General features: G+C 72.5%; 14 protein-coding genes. 2 read left to right on the forward strand and 12 right to left on the reverse strand.

Features of this window, described 5'->3' with window-relative positions; genetic code table 11:
- Positions 1–341 precede the first annotated feature (341 nt).
- The 5 genes from ilvC to IE239_RS30070 all read right to left on the reverse strand — a co-directional run bounded on the left by ilvC (position 342) and on the right by IE239_RS30070 (position 8,656).
- On the reverse strand, positions 342–1,340 hold the full coding sequence (gene ilvC, locus IE239_RS30050; protein WP_190152578.1) for a ketol-acid reductoisomerase: 999 nt from the start codon (positions 1,338–1,340) through the stop codon (positions 342–344).
- Positions 1,341–1,459: 119 nt separating this feature from the next.
- Complete coding sequence (ilvN, locus tag IE239_RS30055; protein ID WP_190152579.1) at positions 1,460–1,984, reverse strand: acetolactate synthase small subunit; 525 nt, start codon at positions 1,982–1,984, stop codon at positions 1,460–1,462.
- A 22-nt stretch (positions 1,985–2,006) separates the two neighbouring features.
- Positions 2,007–3,857, reverse strand: a complete 1,851-nt coding sequence (locus IE239_RS30060; protein ID WP_190152580.1) for an acetolactate synthase large subunit — start codon at positions 3,855–3,857, stop codon at positions 2,007–2,009.
- A 284-nt stretch (positions 3,858–4,141) separates the two neighbouring features.
- Positions 4,142–7,255: a putative bifunctional diguanylate cyclase/phosphodiesterase gene (locus IE239_RS30065; protein ID WP_190152581.1), complete on the reverse strand. Its 3,114-nt coding sequence runs from the start codon at positions 7,253–7,255 to the stop codon at positions 4,142–4,144.
- 423 nt (positions 7,256–7,678) lie between these two features.
- Positions 7,679–8,656, reverse strand: a complete 978-nt coding sequence (locus IE239_RS30070; protein ID WP_190152582.1) for a 2-hydroxyacid dehydrogenase — start codon at positions 8,654–8,656, stop codon at positions 7,679–7,681.
- Positions 8,657–8,731: 75 nt separating this feature from the next.
- Between IE239_RS30070 and IE239_RS30075 the strand changes: the two genes are divergently transcribed.
- Entirely contained in the window at positions 8,732–9,727 is a 996-nt protein-coding gene (locus tag IE239_RS30075) for an aldo/keto reductase (protein WP_190152583.1), read from the forward strand.
- Positions 9,728–9,841: 114 nt separating this feature from the next.
- Positions 9,842–11,026, forward strand: coding sequence for a PQQ-dependent sugar dehydrogenase (locus tag IE239_RS30080; RefSeq protein ID WP_190152584.1), 1,185 nt, complete (start codon positions 9,842–9,844; stop codon positions 11,024–11,026).
- A 91-nt stretch (positions 11,027–11,117) separates the two neighbouring features.
- On the opposite strand, the gene IE239_RS30085 is transcribed toward IE239_RS30080, so the two are convergent.
- The 7 genes from IE239_RS30085 to IE239_RS30115 all read right to left on the reverse strand — a co-directional run bounded on the left by IE239_RS30085 (position 11,118) and on the right by IE239_RS30115 (position 18,991).
- On the reverse strand, positions 11,118–11,363 hold the full coding sequence (locus IE239_RS30085; protein ID WP_190152585.1) for a DUF6191 domain-containing protein: 246 nt from the start codon (positions 11,361–11,363) through the stop codon (positions 11,118–11,120).
- A 39-nt stretch (positions 11,364–11,402) separates the two neighbouring features.
- Complete coding sequence (locus tag IE239_RS30090; protein ID WP_190152670.1) at positions 11,403–14,552, reverse strand: helix-turn-helix transcriptional regulator; 3,150 nt, start codon at positions 14,550–14,552, stop codon at positions 11,403–11,405.
- Between the two features lie 143 nt (positions 14,553–14,695).
- Positions 14,696–14,902 (reverse strand): hypothetical protein, encoded by a 207-nt coding sequence (locus tag IE239_RS30095; RefSeq protein ID WP_190152586.1) that lies wholly within the window; start codon positions 14,900–14,902, stop codon positions 14,696–14,698.
- A gap of 195 nt (positions 14,903–15,097) precedes the next feature.
- Positions 15,098–15,676 (reverse strand): hypothetical protein, encoded by a 579-nt coding sequence (locus IE239_RS30100; protein WP_190152587.1) that lies wholly within the window; start codon positions 15,674–15,676, stop codon positions 15,098–15,100.
- 35 nt (positions 15,677–15,711) lie between these two features.
- The gene (locus IE239_RS30105) at positions 15,712–16,287 is read right to left on the reverse strand and encodes a GNAT family N-acetyltransferase (RefSeq protein WP_190152588.1); all 576 of its coding nucleotides are present in this window, start codon (positions 16,285–16,287) and stop codon (positions 15,712–15,714) included.
- Positions 16,265–18,502 (reverse strand): MMPL family transporter, encoded by a 2,238-nt coding sequence (locus tag IE239_RS30110; RefSeq protein ID WP_190152589.1) that lies wholly within the window; start codon positions 18,500–18,502, stop codon positions 16,265–16,267. The genes IE239_RS30105 and IE239_RS30110 overlap by 23 nt, the downstream gene beginning before the upstream one ends.
- A 177-nt stretch (positions 18,503–18,679) precedes the next feature.
- A complete protein-coding gene (locus IE239_RS30115) occupies positions 18,680–18,991 on the reverse strand; it encodes a hypothetical protein (protein WP_190152590.1) in 312 nt (103 codons plus the stop codon).
- Positions 18,992–19,105 lie beyond the last annotated feature (114 nt).

The raw sequence follows: 19,105 nt of genomic DNA on the forward strand, positions 1-19,105 counted from the left end.
GGCTCGGTCGGCTCCGTTGCAGTGCCGGATCTCGAAGTCCGGGCCGAGTGCGTCCACGGTCGCGGGCGACAGCTCTTCAGCGATGAGTACGACAGGTTTCGAGCTCACGTGAGTCCTCACAAGTCCAGAGCGTGCGGACGGCCGTCCCGACGGCCGCATGCGGAGGAGGGGCTAGCCGCGTGGAAGACGCACGACGCTGTGGGCCTGAACGCGTATACAGACAGCAGTGTAGTGCTGCGGCGGAGGTCGCCTCATGCCTCCGCGGAAGGATCACCCGTCCGTGGGTGGACGGGATGGACAACGGGGCCGGAGCTGTGCGCTCCGGCCCCGGTCCGCGAGGCCTACGCCTCTTCGTTCACCCAGCTCATCAGCTTGCGGAGCTGCTTGCCGGTGGTCTCCAGCAGGTGCTCGGAGTCCGCGTCCTTGTACTCGTTGTACTTCTTCAGACCACCGTGGTACTCGTCCATCCAGTTCTGGGCGAAGGTGCCGTCCTGGATCTCGGCGAGGACCTGCTTCATCTCGGCCTTGGTGGCGTCGGTGATGATGCGCGGGCCGGTGACGTAGTCGCCCCACTCGGCGGTCTCGGAGACGCTCCAGCGCATCTTCTCCAGGCCGCCCTCGTACATGAGGTCCACGATCAGCTTCAGCTCGTGCAGGCACTCGAAGTAGGCGATCTCCGGCTGGTAGCCGGCCTCGACCAGGGTCTCGAAGCCCGCCTTGACCAGCGCCGAGGTGCCGCCGCACAGCACGGCCTGCTCGCCGAACAGGTCGGTCTCGGTCTCCTCGGTGAAGGTCGTCTTGATGACGCCCGCGCGGGTGCCGCCGATGCCCTTGGCGTACGACAGGGCCAGCGCGAAGGCGTTGCCCGTGGCGTCCTGCTCGACCGCGGCGATCGCGGGGACGCCGCGGCCCTCCTCGTACTGGCGGCGGACCAGGTGGCCCGGGCCCTTCGGGGCGACCAGGGCGACGTCGACGCCGGCCGGGGCCTTGATGAAGCCGAAGCGCACGTTGAAGCCGTGGGCGAAGAACAGCGCGTCGCCGTCCTTCAGGTTCGGGGCGATGGACTCCTCGTAGACCTGGGCCTGGATCGGGTCCGGGATGAGGATCATGATGACGTCGGCCTCGGCGGCGGCCTCGGCCGGGGTCACCACGCGCAGGCCCTGCTCCTCGGCCTTGGCCTTGGACTTGGAGCCCTCGTGCAGACCGACCCGGACGTCGACACCGGAGTCGCGGAGCGACAGGGCGTGGGCGTGGCCCTGGCTGCCGTATCCGATGACCGCGACCTTGCGGCCCTGGATGATGGACAGGTCGGCGTCGGCGTCGTAGAACAGCTCGGCCACTTTGGGTTCTCTCCTTGGGGTGCAGGTGTTGCGTCCCACCGTATGACGGCGGGCGGAAGGGAAGACTCGGGGTCTCGGCATACGGGCGGCCGGATGACGCCGGCCGCCCGATCTGTGGCTCAGGCCGACCGTTCGAGGGAGCGCAGCGACCGGTCGGTGATCGAACGGGCGCCACGACCGATCGCGATCGTGCCGGACTGGACCAGTTCCTTGATGCCGTACGGTTCCAGCATCTTGAGCATGGCGGACAGCTTGTCGCTGCTGCCGGTGGCCTCGATCGTCACGGCCTCCGGGGAGACGTCGACGGTCTTGGCGCGGAACAGCTGGACGATCTCGACGATCTGGGAGCGCGTCTCGTTGTCGGAGCGCACCTTCACCAGAACGAGTTCGCGCTGAACGGCCTGTCCCGGCTCCAGCTCGACGATCTTCAGCACCTCGACGAGCTTGTTGAGCTGCTTGGTGACCTGCTCCAGCGGCAGGGCTTCGACGCTCACCACGATCGTGATGCGCGAGATGTCGGCGTGTTCGGTGACGCCGACGGCGAGCGAGTCGATGTTGAAGCCGCGGCGCGAGAACAGGGCGGCGATCCGGGCCAGGATGCCCGGCTTGTTCTCCACCAGGACGGAGAGCGTGTGCTTGGACATGTCTTCTTTACGTCTCTCTCGCTCAGTCGTCTTCGTTGTCGCCGAAGTCGGGGCGGACGTCCCGGGCGGCCATGATCTCGTCGTTGGAGGTGCCTGCGGCGACCATCGGCCACACCATCGCGTCCTCGTGGACGATGAAGTCGACGACGACCGGGCGGTCGTTGATCGAGTTCGCCTCCTCGATGGCCTTGTCGAGGTCGTCGGGGGACTCGCAGCGGATCGCGTGGCAGCCCATGGCCTCGGACAGCTTCACGAAGTCCGGGACGCGCGTGCCCCGGGCGTCCGGGTTCACGTCGTTCGGGCCGGAGTGCAGCACCGTGTTGGAGTAGCGCTGGTTGTAGAACAGGGTCTGCCACTGGCGGACCATCCCGAGGGCGCCGTTGTTGATGATGGCGACCTTGATCGGGATGTTGTTCAGGGCGCAGGTGGTGAGCTCCTGGTTGGTCATCTGGAAGCAGCCGTCGCCGTCGATCGCCCAGACCGCGTGGTCCGGCATGCCGGCCTTGGCGCCCATCGCGGCCGGGACCGCGTAGCCCATCGTGCCCGCGCCGCCGGAGTTCAGCCAGGTGGCGGGCTTCTCGTACTGGACGAAGTGGGCGGCCCACATCTGGTGCTGGCCGACGCCGGCCGCGAAGATCGTCCCCTCGGGGGCGAGCTGTCCGATCCGCTCGATGACCTGCTGCGGGGAGAGCGAGCCGTCGGAGGGCTGGTCGTAGCCGAGCGGATAGGTCTCGCGCCAGCGGCTGAGGTCCTTCCACCAGGCGGCGTAGTCGCCCCGGTGGCCCTCGCTGTGCTCCTTCTGGACGGCTTGCACCAGGTCCGCGATGACCTCGCGCGCGTCGCCCACGATCGGGACGTCGGCGGTGCGGTTCTTGCCGATCTCCGCCGGGTCGATGTCCGCGTGGACGATCTTGGCGTAGGGCGCGAAGCTGTCCAGCTTGCCGGTGACGCGGTCGTCGAAGCGGGCGCCGAGGGCGACGATCAGGTCGGCCTTCTGCAGTCCGGTGACGGCGGCCACGGAGCCGTGCATGCCGGGCATGCCCAGGTGCTGCGGGTGGCTGTCGGGGAAGGCGCCCAGCGCCATCAGCGTGGTGGTGACGGGCGCGCCGGTCAGCTCGGCGAGGACCTTCAGCTCGGCGGTCGCGCCGGCCTTCAGGACGCCGCCGCCGACGTACAGGACCGGCCGCCTGGCGGCGGTGATCAGCTTGGCGGCCTCGCGGATCTGCTTGGCGTGCGGCTTGGTCACCGGGCGGTAGCCCGGCAGGTCCATGACGGGCGGCCAGGAGAACGTGGTCTTCGCCTGGAGGGCGTCCTTGGCGATGTCGACCAGGACCGGGCCGGGGCGGCCGGTGGAGGCGATGTGGAACGCCTGCGCGATGATCCGCGGGATGTCCTCGGCCTTGGTGACCAGGAAGTTGTGCTTGGTGATCGGCATGGTGATGCCGACGATGTCCGCCTCCTGGAAGGCGTCGGTGCCGATCGCCTTGGAGGCCACCTGGCCGGTGATCGCCACGAGCGGCACCGAGTCCATGTGGGCGTCGGCGATGGGGGTCACCAGGTTGGTGGCGCCGGGCCCGGAGGTGGCCATGCAGACGCCGACCCGGCCGGTGGCCTGGGCGTATCCGGTGGCGGCGTGACCTGCGCCCTGCTCGTGCCGGACCAGGACGTGACGGACCCGGGTGGAGTCCATCAGCGGGTCGTAGGCGGGAAGGATCGCACCGCCGGGAATGCCGAATACCGTGTCGGCGCCGACCTCCTCGAGAGAACGGATGAGGGACTGCGCACCCGTCACGTGCTCGACGGTCGCGGAGTGTCCTCCGGATCGGGGCCGCGGCTGCGGATGGGCCCCGGTGGCCTGCTCGGTCATCGGCATTCTCTTCTCGATGCTGAGGGTTTTACTGAGGGTCGTACGGGTCGTACGTATCGTGCGGGTCGTACGTGTCGTGCCGGTGGTGCCGGTCCTGCTGGGGGCGAGCCTGCGGGTTTTGTGCAACAAAAAACCCCTCGTGCCAAAAGGCAAGCGAGGGGAGCGCGCCGGGTGTGGGTCGCGGTGAGTTCCGGTCCGCCCGGACGTCACCAGCTTCAGCCGACGCGCTTTCCAAGTACGAGAATTCGGGTGCGCATGGCATTGACCCTCCCCCTGGCGCGCACCGACTGTCAAGTGGGTGGGACGGGAGTCTCATTATGTGAGCGAAGGACACTTCCGCTCCCCAGTACGGCGGTGACACCGCCGGCGACGACGCCACCGGCGTGGACACCTCCGGTGTACACCCCCGCGCCCCCGCCTGCGAACGCGGGTTCGGCCGGCCCGTGCGGCACCGGAACGCGGCCCGTCGCCAGGGCCCGGCGCAGCCGGTACTCGTCCAGCGGTCCGGAGAAGGCCATGCCCTGGCCATGGGTGCAGCCCATCGTGCGCAGGGCGACGACCTGTTCGGGGAGGTCCACGCCGTCGGCGACCGACTGCAGCCCCAGATCGCCGGCGATCCGCAGCAGCCCGCTGGTGATCTTGTGCAGCCGCGCGGACTCGAGGACGCCCTCGACCAGCGAGCGGTCCAGCTTGAGGATGTCCACGGGGAGCCGGCGCAGCGCTGTGAGGGTCGCGTAGCCGCTGCCGAAGCCGTCCAGGGCGATGCGGACCCCGAGGCGCTTCAGAGCCCCCAGACGGCGCTCCAGCTCGTCCAGGGGGACCCTGGGGTCGGTGTCGGAGAGCTCGACCACCAGCGAACCGGACGGCAGCCCGTGCCGGGTCAGCAGCGCCTCCACCGAGGCGAGCGGCAGCGAACGGTCCGTCAGCCGCCGGGCGCCCACCCGTACGACCACCGGCAGGGTCAGCCCGCTCGCGGTCCGGTCGGCGGCCTGCTCGACGGCCTCCTCCAGCACCCAGCGGCCCAGCTCGGCCGTCTTGTCGCCGTCCTCCGCGACCCGCAGGAACTCGGCGGGCGTGTAGAGGATCCCCTGGGAGGAGCGCCAGCGGGCCTGTGCGGCCACCGACGTGATCCGGCCGTCCTCCAGACGCACCACGGGCTGGTGCAGCAGCGCGAACTCGCCGTCCTGCAGTGCGGCCCGCAGCCGGGTGGCCAGTTCCGCCTTGCGTACGACGTCCTGCTGCATCTGCGGCTTGTAGAGCTCGACCCGGCCCTTGCCGCCGGCCTTGGCGCGGTACATGGCGAGGTCGGCGTTGCGCAGCAGCTCGCCGGCTCCGAGGCCGGGGTCGGCGAAGGCGACACCGATGGACGCGGCGACCCGGACCTCGTTGCCGTCGATGAGGTACGGCTGGGAGAGCGTGAGCCTGAGACGGTCGGCGAGTTCCAGTATGTGCCGTTCACGGGCGGCACGGTCGCGGGCGCCGTCGCCGACGATCAGGGCCGCGAACTCGTCGCCGCCCAGCCGGGAGGCGGTGTCTCCCTTGCGGACCGCGTCCTGGAGTCTGCGGGCGGCCTGGACCAGGAGCTGGTCCCCGGCGGCGTGGCCGACGGTGTCGTTGACGGCCTTGAACCCGTCGAGGTCGATGAAGAGGACCGCCGTGCCCCGCAGGGCCGGCCCCCGGTCGGAGCTGCGCCGGCCGGACAGTGCCTGCTGGACGCGCCGGGTGAACAGCGCGCGGTTGGGCAGGTCGGTGAGCGGGTCGTGCTCGGCGTTGTGCTGGAGCTGAGCCTGAAGGCGCACGCGCTCGGTGACGTCCCGGCTGTTGAAGATCAGGCCGCCGTGGTGGCGCTTGACGGTGGACTCGACGTTGAGCCAGCCTCCCCCGCTCCCGGCTGCGCTCGAGCGGGAGGCGACCCCGTCGCCGGAGCGGAACCGGCACTCGATGCGGGTGGTGGGCTCGTCCTGGGGGCTGGCGGCGAGGAAGCGGCGCACCTCGTGCACCACGCCGCCCAGGTCCCCGGGGTGGATCAGGTCGGCCAGCTCGGTGCCCACCAGGTCCTCGGCGGGGCGGCCGTAGACCCCGGCGGCGGCCGGGGAGACGTAGCGCAGGACGCCGCTGGGGGCGGCGATCATGATGACGTCGCTGGAGCCCTGCACCAGAGAGCGGAAGTGGTTCTCCTTCTGCGCCAGTTCCTGGGTGAGGGTGATGTTGTCCAGGAGCATGATCCCCTGGCGCACCACCAGGGCGAGCACGACCGCGCCGCCGGTCAGCAGCACCACGCGGTCGACGCTGCGGCCGTTGAGGACGTTGTAGAGGATCCCCAGGGTGCAGACCGCGGCAGCGAGATAGGGCGTGAGCGCGGCCAGGGAGCCGGTGATGGGCCGGGTGACCGGATACGGGCCGTGATCGCCTCCCTGGGGAGGCGTCTGCGCCGTCTGCGGCAGGTGCTGTTTCGTGGGGGCCGGGGCGCGCGGCGGCACTTGAGGGCGCCCGCCGGCGCGCTGGCCGGGCAGGTGCTCGAGCACCACGCGCGTGTGTCCCTCCTCCGCGGCCTGCCGGTGGGAAGCCGCCCAGGGCGCGTACGCCAGGAGCAGCGAGCCGGCGAACCAGCCCGCGTCGAGGAGCTGGCCCGAGCGGTAGTCGTTGTGCAGCAGCGGCGAGGTGAACAGCGCGTCGCACATCACGGTCAGCGCGAGCGCGCCGACGGCCGTGTTCACCGCCGTGCGGTTGACCGAGGTGCGCCGGAAGTGCAGCACCAGCACCATGCTCACCAGGGCGATGTCCAGCAGCGGGTACGCCAGCGACAGCGCGGCGTGCGCCACGCTCGGCCCGTCGAACTTGGCGGCCTGGGCGAGCGCGAGGCTCCAGGAGAGGGTGAGCAGCGACCCGGCGATCAGCCAGGCGTCCAGCGCCAGGCAGACCCAGCCGGCCTTCGTCATGGGCCGGGCCGCGAGCACCAGCAGCCCCACGATGGCGGGGGGTGCGAAGCACAGGAAGAACAGGTCGGCGAAGCTGGGGGTGGGCACGGGACGGCCCAGGACCACCTCGTACCAGCCCCAGACCAGGTTGCCGAGGGCCGCCATCGCCGAGGAGAGCGAGAACAGCAGCCAGGCGGGCCGAAAGCGGACGCGCCGGCGGCGCGCGTAGAGGAGGCACGACACGGCGGCCGCGCCGGCCGCTGCGGTCAGCCCGAAGTCACCCATGATCAGCGCGAGTTCGTCGGAGCCCCAGCCCAGTGCCGAGCCGACGGCGTATCCCGCGCAGACCAGGGCCAGCAGAAGTTGGTGGACCGTGTTCGATCCGGGGCCGTGGGCGGACGGCGGTCCGAGGCGCGGCCTCCCGGCCGGGGGCTGTGTCCGCAGCGCTCCCTCGAGGAGGGGCGTGGAGGTCGAGGGCGAACTCACCGCGTCCTCCCGGCCCTTGTCGCTCCCGGATCCCGCGGGGTGCGGGACGGCGGCTGCGGCTGCCTCCCGCGGCCGCCGCACCCCTGAGGGGGAGGGCCGGGGGGAGGGCCGTGATGAGTGCGGTGACCGTGTCCGCCCGCGGCCGGGTGGCAGGGTCGCCGCCGGCGGCTCCGCCGCGTCGGATCGTTCGTCCATAGGCCGTGCATCGCCCGTCGCCCCCCTCACAAGTCTGAGATGTCCGTCCCTGACGCCGATCGTGCGCGGCGCAGCCCCTGTCGGGACGATACACCAGTCTCGTCACTCAGGGACATAGCTTCTCTACGCTGCGTGACGATCATCGGCATATGCGCCCGGACGAGGTACGGAACGCGTCCGCCGGACTGCGGAGCGTGCCCGGACAGGGACAGCGGACCCGCCGGGCCGTCAGGATCCGTTCTCCGTGCCCGTCGTCACGATCACGTTGCGCAGCGGTTCCCGGTTCACGAAGCGGCCCAGCTGGTCGGCGAGCAGTCGCTCGGCGCGCGGCCGGAAGGCGGAGGTGGGTCCGCCGACGTGCGGGCTGATGAGGACGCCCGGCGCAGTCCACAACCGGTGGCCCGCGGGCAGGGGTTCGGGGTCGGTGACGTCCAGGGCCGCGACGAGGCGGCCGCTCTCCAGTTCGGCGAGCAGCGCCTCGGTGTCGACGACCGCCCCGCGGGCCACGTTGACCAGCAGCGCGCCGTCCTTCATCCGGGCCAGGAAACCGGCGTCGACCAGGCCGCGCGTACTGTCGTCCAAGGGCGTGGAGACGATCACCACGTCCGCCTCGGGGAGCAGGGCGGGCAGTTCGGCGATCGGGTGCACGGGACCGCGCGCCGTCGTGCGCCAGGAGCGCGCGACGCGCGCCACCCGCGCCACCTCGAACGGCACGAGCCGGTCCTCGATGGCGGAGCCGATGGAGCCGTACCCGACGACGAGGACGTTCTTGTCGGCGAGCGCGGGACGGAACGCGCTCCGCCAGCGCCCCTCGTCCTGCGCGCGCACGAACTGGGGGATTCCGCGCAGGGCGGCCAGGGTCAGGGTGAGCGCAAGCTCGGCGGTGCTCGCCTCGTGCACCCCGCGCGCGTTGCACAACCGCACCCCGGGCACGAGATCCCCGAGCCGGGCGGTGATGTCGTCGACGCCGGCGGTGAGCGTCTGCACGACCTGGAGGCCGCGCATCTCCCGCAGCGGACGCACCTTCACCGACTGCCGTTTCATGTACGGCACCACGTACACGACACAGCGCGCGGGATCGCCGGGGAACGGCTGGTCGCCGGAGTCTCCCCCGTCCCAGAACAGGTAGTCGAGCCCGTCCGGAAGCCCGTCGATCTCGTCGGGAGGGATGGGCAGCCATACGTCGCGTGCCAGGTCAGCGGTCATGCCAGGAGGCTATGTCAGGAGCGGGTCGGCCCAGCGGTTAGGTTGGGGGGTCCGGCGAGGGAGGGTCACGAGCAGGTGGAGCGCAGGACGATCGGCGCGGGGGCGCTCGAGGTGGGGGCCGTGGGCCTCGGGTGCATGCCGATGAGCTGGGCGTACAGCGGATCGCGGCAGCGGGGCGACGAGTCGCTCAGGGCGGTGAACCGGGCCCTGGACGCGGGGTCGTCGTTGGTGGACACCGCCGACATGTACGGCCCGTTCACCAACGAGCTGTTGCTGGGGCGGGTGTTGAAGGAGCGGCGCGCGGACGCGTTCGTGTCGACGAAGGTGGGACTGCTCGTCGGCGAGCAGCACATCGTCGCCAACGGCCGTCCCGGATACGTGAGACGGGCCTGCGACGCGTCCCTGCGACGCCTGCAGACAGACGTCATCGACCTCTACCAGCTGCACCGCGCCGACCCCGAGGTACCGGTCGAGGAGACCTGGGGTGCGATGGCGGAACTCGTGCGGGCGGGCAAGGTGCGGGCGCTGGGGTGGTGCGCGGTGGGGGCGCGCGGCGGCCGCCGCTCGGGCGGGCTGTACGACGGAACGATTCGGCAACTGCGTCGCGTCCAGCAGGTCTTCCCGGTGGGCGCGGTGGAGGCGGAGCTGTCGGTGTGGTCGCCCGAGGCGCTGGAGACGCTGCTGCCGTGGTGCGAGGCGCGTGGCGTCGGCTTCCTGGCCGCGATGCCGCTCGGCAACGGTTTCCTCACCGGCACGCTGAAACCCGGCCGGGGCTTCGAGCCGGACGACATGCGGGCCCGGCATCCCCGGTTCACGGCCGAGATGATGGCCGCGAACCAGCCGATCGTCGCCGGTCTGCGCCGGATCGCCGCCCGGCACGGAGAAGGAGTGACGGCCGCGCAGGTGGCCCTGGCCTGGGTGCTGACGCGGGGCCGGTACGTCGTCCCGGTCCCGGGCGCCAAGCAGGAGCGCTGGGTGACGGAGAACGCGGCGGCGGCCGGGCTGCGCCTGACTCCGCAGGACCTGGCGGAGGTGGCGAAGCTGCCGGCGGCGCGGGGATCGTGGGAGTGAGTGACGCTTGAGGGTGGCGTCGACGCGGATCGGGAACCCGAAGGACGTGAGCCGCGTAGAACCGGGTGCAGGACGAGTGGATCCTGCCGAGCGGAACGCCGAGCCGAAGGGACCATGATCGTGGGACGTCGAGCTGTGTCGGCCGTGTCGGCTGTGTTGGCCGGGGGCGCCCTGCTGGCGACGGCCGGCTGTTCTTCCGGCGCCGGAGGGTCGCCGGGCGTCTCCGCCAGTGCCTCCCCGGGCGCCACGAGCGCGCAGGCCTCGCCGTCCGCCGGGCAGACCCCGCCCGCGAAGGGCACGGTCTCGGTGGTGCGCACGGTCGCGGAGGGCCTGAACAGCCCCTGGGGCCTGGCTCCGCTTCCCGAGGGCGGCCTGCTGGTCGGCTCGCGCGACGAGGGGACGATCACGCGGGTGGACGAGAAGACGGGCGCGAAGACGCTGCTCGGCGAGGTGCCCGGGGTATCCGCCGCCGGGGAGGGCGGCCTGCTGGGCCTCGCCCTCTCCCCGCACTACGCCTCGGACCACATGGTCTACGCGTACGTCACCACGGCCTCGGACAACCGCGTCGTGCGCATGCTCTACGACGCGAAGCGACCGGCCGGAGACCGGCTGGGGGCGCCCGACACCGTCTTCAAGGGCATTCCCAAGGGCATGATCCACAACGGCGGCCGGATCGCGTTCGGGCCCGACGGGATGCTGTACGTCGGCACCGGCGAGACCGGCGACCGGGGCCTGGCCCAGGACAGGAAGTCACTCGGCGGCAAGATCCTGCGGCTGACCCCGGAGGGCGAACCGGCCGCCGGCGACCCCTTCCCCGACTCACCGGTGTACTCGTACGGCCACCGCAATGTGCAGGGCCTGGCCTGGGACGCCGATCAGCACCTGTTCGCGTCGGAGTTCGGCCAGAACACCTGGGACGAGCTGAACGCGATCACGCCGGGCGGCGACTACGGCTGGCCGGTCGTGGAGGGCAGGGGCACGCCGGGCGCGAGCGCGGACGCGAGGTTCCGCGACCCGATCGCCCAGTGGCACACCGACGACGCCTCCCCCAGCGGCATCGCCTACGCCCAGGGCTCGATCTGGATGGCCGGCCTCAAGGGGCAGCGTCTGTGGCGCGTCCCCCTCAGGGGCACGGCGGCCTCGGCAGCCCCGCAGGCCTTCCTCGAGGGCGAGTACGGCCGGCTGCGCACGGTGGTGTCGGCGGGCGGGGACAGACTGTGGGTCACGACCAGCAACACGGACGGCCGCGGCGACCCGAAGAAGGGGGACGACCGGATCCTGGAGCTGCGGGTGAGCTGAGCGCCGCCACCCACCGCCCGTCACCTGTCACCTGCCACCTGTCAGCCGCCGGCCGTCACCAGCCGACCGGCTACCCGTCAGCCAGCAGCCGTCAGCCGTCGTCCTCGGCCGTCGGATCCTTCCGGTTCGGCTCCGCGGCCGGCTCCGCTGCCGTGGGCTTCTCCCCCGCAGGCCCGGGCCCGGCCGCCCGGACCACGACCTTGCCGGAGGAGAGGTCTATCGGCCCGTGCCCGGGATCGGCGTCACCGACGTCCTCCCGGGTCAGTTCCAGCCGGTTCTGCTCGTCCCGGGTGTGCTTGCGGCCCGGTGCGAAGAGCTCCTCGAAGGGATCGAACATCGTCCTCCTCCGCCGTGCCTGGTCACGGACCCGCTCCCATTATCGCGCGGTCACCCGGCCCCCGGCCTTCCGGTCCTCGGCCTTCGGGGTTTCGGCCTTCGGGGTTTCGGCCTTCGGGGTTTCGGCCTTCGGGGTTTCGGCCTTCGGCGGGAAGAGACCCAGCCGATGGGCCATCGCCGCCGCCTCGCCCCGGCCCGAGACCTCGAGCTTGGACAGGATGTTCGAGACGTGGACGCTCGCCGTCTTCGGCGAGATGAACAGCTTCTCGGCGATCTGGCGGTTGGTGCGGCCCTCAGACACCAGGCGCAGGACGTCCCGCTCCCGGCTGGTCAGGCCCAGCGCGGCGAACGGATCGGCGGGAGCGGCCGTCCGGCCCGCGGCGGGGGCCGGGAACAGCCGGGCGCGGCGGCCGAGCAGGGCGACGGCGTCGGCGAGGGGGCGGGCGCCGAGGTGGACGGCGGCCGCGTGAGCGAGGCGCAGCAGCTCGGCGGCCCGGTCGCGTTCGGAGTCGTCACCGGTGGAGAGCAGGACCTCGGCCAGGCGGTGCCGGGTGCGGGCGAGGTCGTAGGGGCGTTCCAGGCGCTCGAAGGCGGTGACGACCTCGCACCAGTCGTCCGGGTCGGTTCGGCCCTCGGCCCGCAGCAGTTCGGCGCGGACCCAGCGTTCGTGGGCCTGCCAGACGGGCGCGATCGTGACGAGCTTCCCGGCCGCGGTACGGATCCCGGCCAGGAAGTCGGCGCGGCCGGCGTCGGCGGCCGGCAGCGCGCCCGCGTCGCCCTCGACGGATGCGGCGGCGAGCAGCAGGGGCCACGCGTCGCGTTGGGTGCCGAGCGGGAAGCCGCGGGCGAGGACGGGTGCGACGTGGGCGCGGGCGTCCAGTGGACGGCCCTGGGCCGCGGCCAGTCGGACGGCCAGGCGGGTGAGAGGAAGGTGGTGCTGGGGGGCGTGCTCCTGGGAGCCGAAGAACTTCCGCCCCTCGTCGAGTCGGCGCCCGGCTTCGGCGAGATCGCCTCGCGCGAGGGCGAGTTCGGCGCGGAGGATGGCGTGGACCCCGCGGACCGCCACGCCCTGACCCACCCGGCCGGCGGCGGCGCACGCGCGGTCCGCCTCGTCCCAGCGGCCCAGGGAGAAGAGGGATTCGGCGAGGTTCCCCCACACCCAGGCCTCGGTGTCGCGCGGCCCGTGCCGCCGTGCGAAGTCGAGGCCCTTCTCCAGCATCGGGACGGCCTCCCGGGAGCGGCCGACCGCCTCGAGTTCGGAGGGGAGGTTGACGTAGGCGTTCAGGGCGACGGAGGGGGCGTCCTCGGCGAGGGCCCGCTCCCTGACCTCGTGCAGCTCCGCGAGGCCGGCCTCGATATGGCCCGCGTGGACCATGAGGACGCCGAGGATCTGGCGGGCGTCGAGCTCGGTCTCGCGAGAGCCGATCATGCGGGCGTACTCCACGGCGCGCTCGGCCGCCTCGTAGGCCTCGGGGCCGGGGGCGTGGATCGTGGACCAGTTGGCGAGGTGGGTGAGCACCTCGGCGTGCACCGCGCTGGGCGGCAGTCCGCGCAACAGCTCCTGTGCGGTGGCCAGTTCCTCGCGGCCGCTGCCGCGGCCCAGGGAGCGCGCCAGCCGGGAGCGCTGCATCCAGAACCAGGCGGCGCGCAGAGGGTCGTCCTCGTCCTCCAGCAGCCGCAGCGCCCGCTTGGCGATCTTCAGGGCGCGTTCGCGCTCCCCGCAGTAGCGGCCGGCGACGGCGGCCTCGGCCATGAGGTCGAGATAGCGCAGCGGGGCGGTGGCGGCGTCGCGGCCGCCGGGGGTCTCCCCGTGCCTCGCGGGCAGGTGGCGGGGGTACGCCTCGGTGTGGTCGACGGGGCGCAGCGCGGCCCGCACCTCCTGCGGGGCGGCGTCCCACAGTTCCATCGCCCTTTCCAGAAGTCGTAGTTGCTCGCTGTAGGCGCGCCGGGAACGGGCCTCGACCGACGCGTCGAGGACGGCCGGCAGGGCCTTGGCCGCGTCGTGGGCGCGGTACCAGTGGCTGGCCAGTCGCATGACGCGCTCGTCGGCGGGGACGAGTGCCGGGTCGCTGTGCAGGGCCTCGGCGTAGCGGCGGTTGAGGCGGGCGCGTTCACCGGGCAGGAGGTCGTCGCTGACGGCCTCGCGGACCAGGGAGTGCCGGAAGCGGTAACCGTCGCCGTCAGGGGTGGCGAGCAGCAGGTGGGCGTTCACGGCGGCGCGCAGCGCCTCGATGAGGTCGTCCTCGGCGAGCCGGGCGACGGCGTCGAGCAGACGGTATTCGACGGTGGAGCCGCCCTCGGCCACGATCCGGGCGACGTGCTGGGCGCTCTCGGGCAGCGCCTCGACGCGGACGAGCAGCAGGTCGCGCAGGGAGTCGGTGAGGCCGGTGCGGCAGCCCGCGTGGGCGGCGACGGCCAGTTCCTCGACGAAGAAGGCGTTGCCGTCGGAGCGTTCGAAGATGTCGTCGACCTGGGCGGGGTCGGGTTCGTGGGCGAGGATGCCGGCGATCTGGCGGCAGACCTCGTCGCGGGTGAGACGGGCCAGGTCGAGGCGGCGGACGGTGCGCAGCCGGTCGAGTTCGGCGAGCAGGGGGCGCAGCGGGTGACGGCGGTGGATGTCGTCGGCGCGGTAGGTGGCGAGGACGACGAGGCGGCCGGCGCGCGGGGTGCGCAGCAGGTAGGACAGAAGGTGGCGGGTGGAGGCGTCGGCCCAGTGCAGGTCCTCCAGGACGAGGACGACCGGGTGTTCGGCGGCGACGCGTTCGAGGAGGCGGGCGGCGAGTTCGAAGAGGCGGGCCATGCCCTCCTCGTCGTGGCGGCCGGTCCGCCTCGGGCCCAACTCCGGTAACAGCCGGGCGAGTTCCTCCTCCTGGCCGGCCGCGCAGGCGGCCAGTTCGTCCGGCAGGGCGCGGCGCAGCGCGCGCAGGGCGGTGGAGAAGGGGGCGAAGGGCAGTCCGTCGGCGCCGATCTCGACACAGCCGCCGAGGGCGACGACGGCGCCCCGGCGGCAGGCGGCCGCGGCGAACTCCTCGACCAGCCGGGTCTTTCCGACGCCGGCCTCGCCGCCGATGAGCAGTGCCTGAGGCTCTCCCGTGACGGCGCGGGTGAGCGCCTCGTTCAGGACGTCCAACTCGTGGGCGCGGCCGACGAAGACGGGGCTGACTGACCTGGTCTCCACAGGGGCGAGCATCGCACGCGGGAGCGCCGAGGGCCCAGCCGATATCGCCGGGCCCTCGGCGGCGGGGCGACCGACCCTCGTGCGGCCGCCCTGTGCCGCGTCCGTGTTCACAGCCGTGTCCGCGTCCGGGTTCACGGCCGTGGTGGTGTCCGTGTTCACGTCGGCCGGGGAAAGCCGAACCGGCGCGGACGGCGGGTATCCGACTCACTCCCGGCGTCGCCGTCCGACCGCTCGGCGGCGCGTGCGGCGGCTTCGCGACGTGCCGCGCGGGCGACACGGGCCGCCTCGAGGGCCAGCCGCTCGTTCGCGGCCCGGCGGCGGAGCTCGGCGGAACGGGCCTGGTGAAGCTCGAACTCGTACATGGTGTGTCCCCTGAGAGTCGGTGTCGGGCTTCGCTTGCCGCGATGCCTCCACCTTCGTCCGCCAGGGGGGTGCGCCACATCGGGAGAGTTCCGCATCTTCGGCGGCGGGCGGGGCCTCAGGACGCGCCGAAGGGGCCTCGGTCCGGCCGTAAGGTGCTTACGGCCGGACCGAGGCCCCTCGTGAGGTGCGCGTTCTCAGCCCGCGGAGGGCAGGCCGAGCAGGGCGTCGGTGTACTTCAGGACGGCCAGCAGCAGGCCGATGACGCCGAGCGCGACACCGGCCCAGGAGACCGACTTGATCCAGGCCGCCTGCGGACGGGCCGGGCTGCCGAACGCGGGGCGGGCCAGCACCACGACGCCGGTGACCAGCGCGGCCAGTGCGAAGAACCCGGCCCACAGCGCGGTGGTCTGCCAGGCGTCGCCGTAGATCGCCTCCAGCCGCCTGGCGACGGTCGTGCCCGACGAGGCGGACGTCTGCAGCTGGCCGACGACACTCTGGCGCTCCCCGGCGAGGGTGCCGATCCAGCTGCCGGTGAGCGAGACGAAGCCGAGCACGGCGGAGACGACGGCGCCCGCGCCCTGGCCGACGCCGGCGGAGCCGTCCGCGACGGCGGCCCCGTCCTCGGCGGCCGGCTCGTCGTCGTGCTCCTCGGAGTGCGGGGCTTCCTCGGTCACCTCGTCCGTGGCGCCGGCCTCGGCGAGGTCCGCCCTCTCGTCGTCGGTCGTGGTCCCGGCGGTCTCGGCGCCGGTCTCGTCAGCAGTCCTGGTTCCCATACCTCGCACCGTACGGACGCTCTCTGAGAGGTCCCTTAATGATCGTCGTGAGCGCCGCGCGCGCGTGCGTCGCGCCACTCCTGGGCGAGCACGGACCACACCTCGAGGTCGTGCCGCACCCCACGATAGGGGTACGCCTGCCGGCGCACGCCGTCGCGGGTCATGCCGAGCCGCCGGGCGACGTTCAGGCTGGGCGTGTTCCCCGCGGAGGCGATCCACTCGATCCGCTGGATCCCGCGCTGCTCCACGGCGAAGTCGATCAGCACGCGCATGGCCCGGGCGATCAGCCCGCGCCCGGTGGCGGACGGCTCCAGCCAGCAGCCGACCTCGCAGTTCGCGGCCTCGGCGTCGAAGTTCAGGAAGAGCACGCCGCCCACGAGCCGGCCGTCCAGCCACAGGCCGTGCAGCGAGCCGGTGTCCGCGGCCCGCATGTCGGCGTAGCGCTGGAGCGTCGCGCGGGCGCCGGCCGGGTCCGTGGCCGTCGCGCCGAAGGGGATGTACCGGTTGACGAACTCCCGGCCGCGTTCGAGGTGCGCGAGGAACTCCTCGGCGTTCCAGGGCTCCAGGGGGCGCAGTTCGGCCCCGTCGTCACCCAGCGGTATCGCGTACATCCGGTCGCGGCTCCTTCTCCCCTGCCTGCACTGCGTCCACGGTCTCCGTGAGCTTCTCATGGCCGGCGCGGCGGTCGGGCGGCTCGATGCTGATCCTCGGCAGGAGCCTGTCGAGCCCGCGGGGCAGCCACCAGTTCGCGCCGCCGAGCAGATGCATCAGGGCGGGCACGAGCAGCGTGCGCAGCACGAAGGCGTCGAGGGCGACGGCGGCGGCGAGCCCGATGCCGAACATGGCGATCACCCGGTCGCCGCTGAGGACGAAGGCCAGGAACACCGAGATCATGATGACCGCGGCGGAGTTGATCACCCGGCTGGTCTCGGCGAGGCCGACCCGGACGGCGCGCCGGTTGTCGCCGGTCTCCAGCCACTCCTCGTACATCCGGCTGACCAGGAAGACCTGGTAGTCCATGGAGAGTCCGAACAGCACCGACACCATGATCACGGGGAGGAAGGGCTCGATCGGCCCGGCCCGGCCGAGGCCCAGCAGCTCGCTCCCCCAGCCCCACTGGAAGATCGCGACGACCACTCCGAACGCGGCGGCGACGGCTGCCACGTTCATCACGGCGGCCTTGAGCGGTATGCCGACGGACCGGAACGCGAGCAGCAGCAGGAGCGCGCCCAGGGCGACGACGACCCCGACGAACAGCGGCAGTTTGCCGATGATGACGTCCGCGAAGTCGTCGTAGCCGGCCGTCACGCCGCCGACGTGCACGTCGAGGGAGGTGCCCGCCTCCGCACGGGGCAGCACCTCGGTGCGCAGCCGTTCGACGAGTTCGCTGGTGCGCGGCGACTGCGGCGAGGACTGCGGCACGACCGTGAGGTGGGCGGCGCGGCCGCGGGTGTCGAAGGTCACCGGCGTCACGGACGCCACGCCGTCGGTGGCGCGCAGGGTCGCGTCGAGGTTGTCCAGGGCGAGCCGGTCCTCGGCGCCCCGGACGCGGGTCACCAGGGTCAGCGGACCGTTCACGCCGGGGCCGAAGCCCTCGGCCAGGAGGTCGTAGGCCTGGCGGGTGGTGGCCGACTTCGGGGCGTTTCCCTGGTCGGAGGTGCCCAGGCGCAGGGAGAAGGTGGGCAGGGCGAGGACCGCGATGACGACGAGAGCGAGCGCGCCGAGCAGCCGGGGGTGGCGCTCCACGAACGCCGACCAGCGGGCGGCGAGCCCGGTCGGCAGCTCGGGCTGCGGACCGTGGTCGGCGAGGCGGCGCCGTTCGCGGCGGCTGAGGGCGCGCATGCCGAGGAACGACAGCAGGGCCGGCAGCAGCGTCACGGAGGCGGCGACGGTGAGCACGACGGTCAGCGAGGCGGCGACCGCCACGCCGTTGAGGAAGTTCAGGCGCAGGGTCAGCATGCCGAGCAGGGCCAGGCACACCGTGGCGCCCGCGAAGACGACGGCGCGCCCGGTGGTGGCCACGGCGTTCGCGGCGGCCTCGGCGACCGGCAGCCCGCGTTTCAGTCCGCGCCGGTGCCGGGTGACGATGAACAGCGCGTAGTCGATGCCGACGCCGAGCCCGACGAGCAGGCCGAGCATGGGGGCGAAGTCGGCGACGGTCATGGCGTGTCCGAGCAGCGAGATCCCCGCGTAGGCGGTGCCGACGCCGACCAGCGCGGTGGCGATGGGCAGCGCCGAGGCGGCGAGCGAGCCGAAGGCGAGGAACAGCACCACCGCGGCGACGACCACACCGACGATCTCGGCGAGATGACCGCCGGAGGACTCGGTGAGGGCGACCGCGCTGCCGCCCAGTTCGACCTGGAGACCGTCGCCGCGGGCGGCCTCGGCGGCGTCGACCACGGCCTGCGCCTCGCCCCGGTCGACGTTCTCGGCGCGGTCCTCGAAGACGACGGTGGCGTAGGCCGTGCGCCCGTCCTCGCTGATCTGCGCCGTGCCCTGCTCGCCGTACGGGCCGGCCACGGAGGCCACGCCGGGCAGGTCCGCGATCTTCTCCAGCGTGCGGTTCATGGTCTGTTCGACGTCGGCGGCGCGGACGACGCCCGCCGTGGTGTGCCAGACGACGGTGTCGGTGTCGCCGCCGAGGTCCGGGAAGGCCTCGGTGAGCAGTCGCGCGGCGCGGCCGGACTCGGTGCCGGGGACCTCGTAGTCGTCGGAGTACGCGGAGCCGGTGACGACGGCCGCGGTGGCCGTGCCGCCGAGGGCGAGCAGCCAGAGCAGTACCGCGAGCAGACGGTTGCGGACACACCAACGTGCGAGGGCTGCCACTGACGTGCTCCCGGAGGTGAATTGTGGATCTTTGACCGGGAAACAGCCCGCAAAGAACGTATGAGCGATACGGGGTCACTCTTGCAGGTGAACGAGATCGTTGGTCCCGTTCGTGGGCCTTTTCACAGGACTGGGAGGCAGATCACAGGACGATAACGCCCGGGTTGTCAGGGCAGGTCAGTCGGCCTGGTCACCGAACGCCATCACCGTCACGCCGGCGACGAGCAGCCACAGGGCGCGCCGGGTGCGGCCCCTGGAGCCGAGGAAAGCGGCGAGGGCGCAGACGGCGGCGCCGAGGGCGTAGGCCGACGGGACGAGGGCGGGAGCGGAGCGAGTGAGGCGGATGAGGGACGCGGCGAGGCCGGCGAGGGTGAGCAGCGCTCCGGTGGCGGTCGCCGTCCAGCGGGCCCGTCGGGCGTCCTCGGTGCCGTACTCCTCGTCCGGGTCCTCCGTGTCGCTGTGGGGTCCGGAGTCGGTTCGTGCACTCATGGCGGGCGAGCGTAGCGCGTCTCGCCGGAGAGGCGAAACAGGCGAAACACGACGGCACGGGGACGCGGGTGCGTGGGACCACGGGGACGCGGGTGCGCGGGTGCGCGGGCCACG

The organism is Streptomyces humidus, from assembly GCF_014649655.1.
In the GTDB taxonomy this organism is placed as follows: domain Bacteria; phylum Actinomycetota; class Actinomycetes; order Streptomycetales; family Streptomycetaceae; genus Streptomyces; species Streptomyces humidus.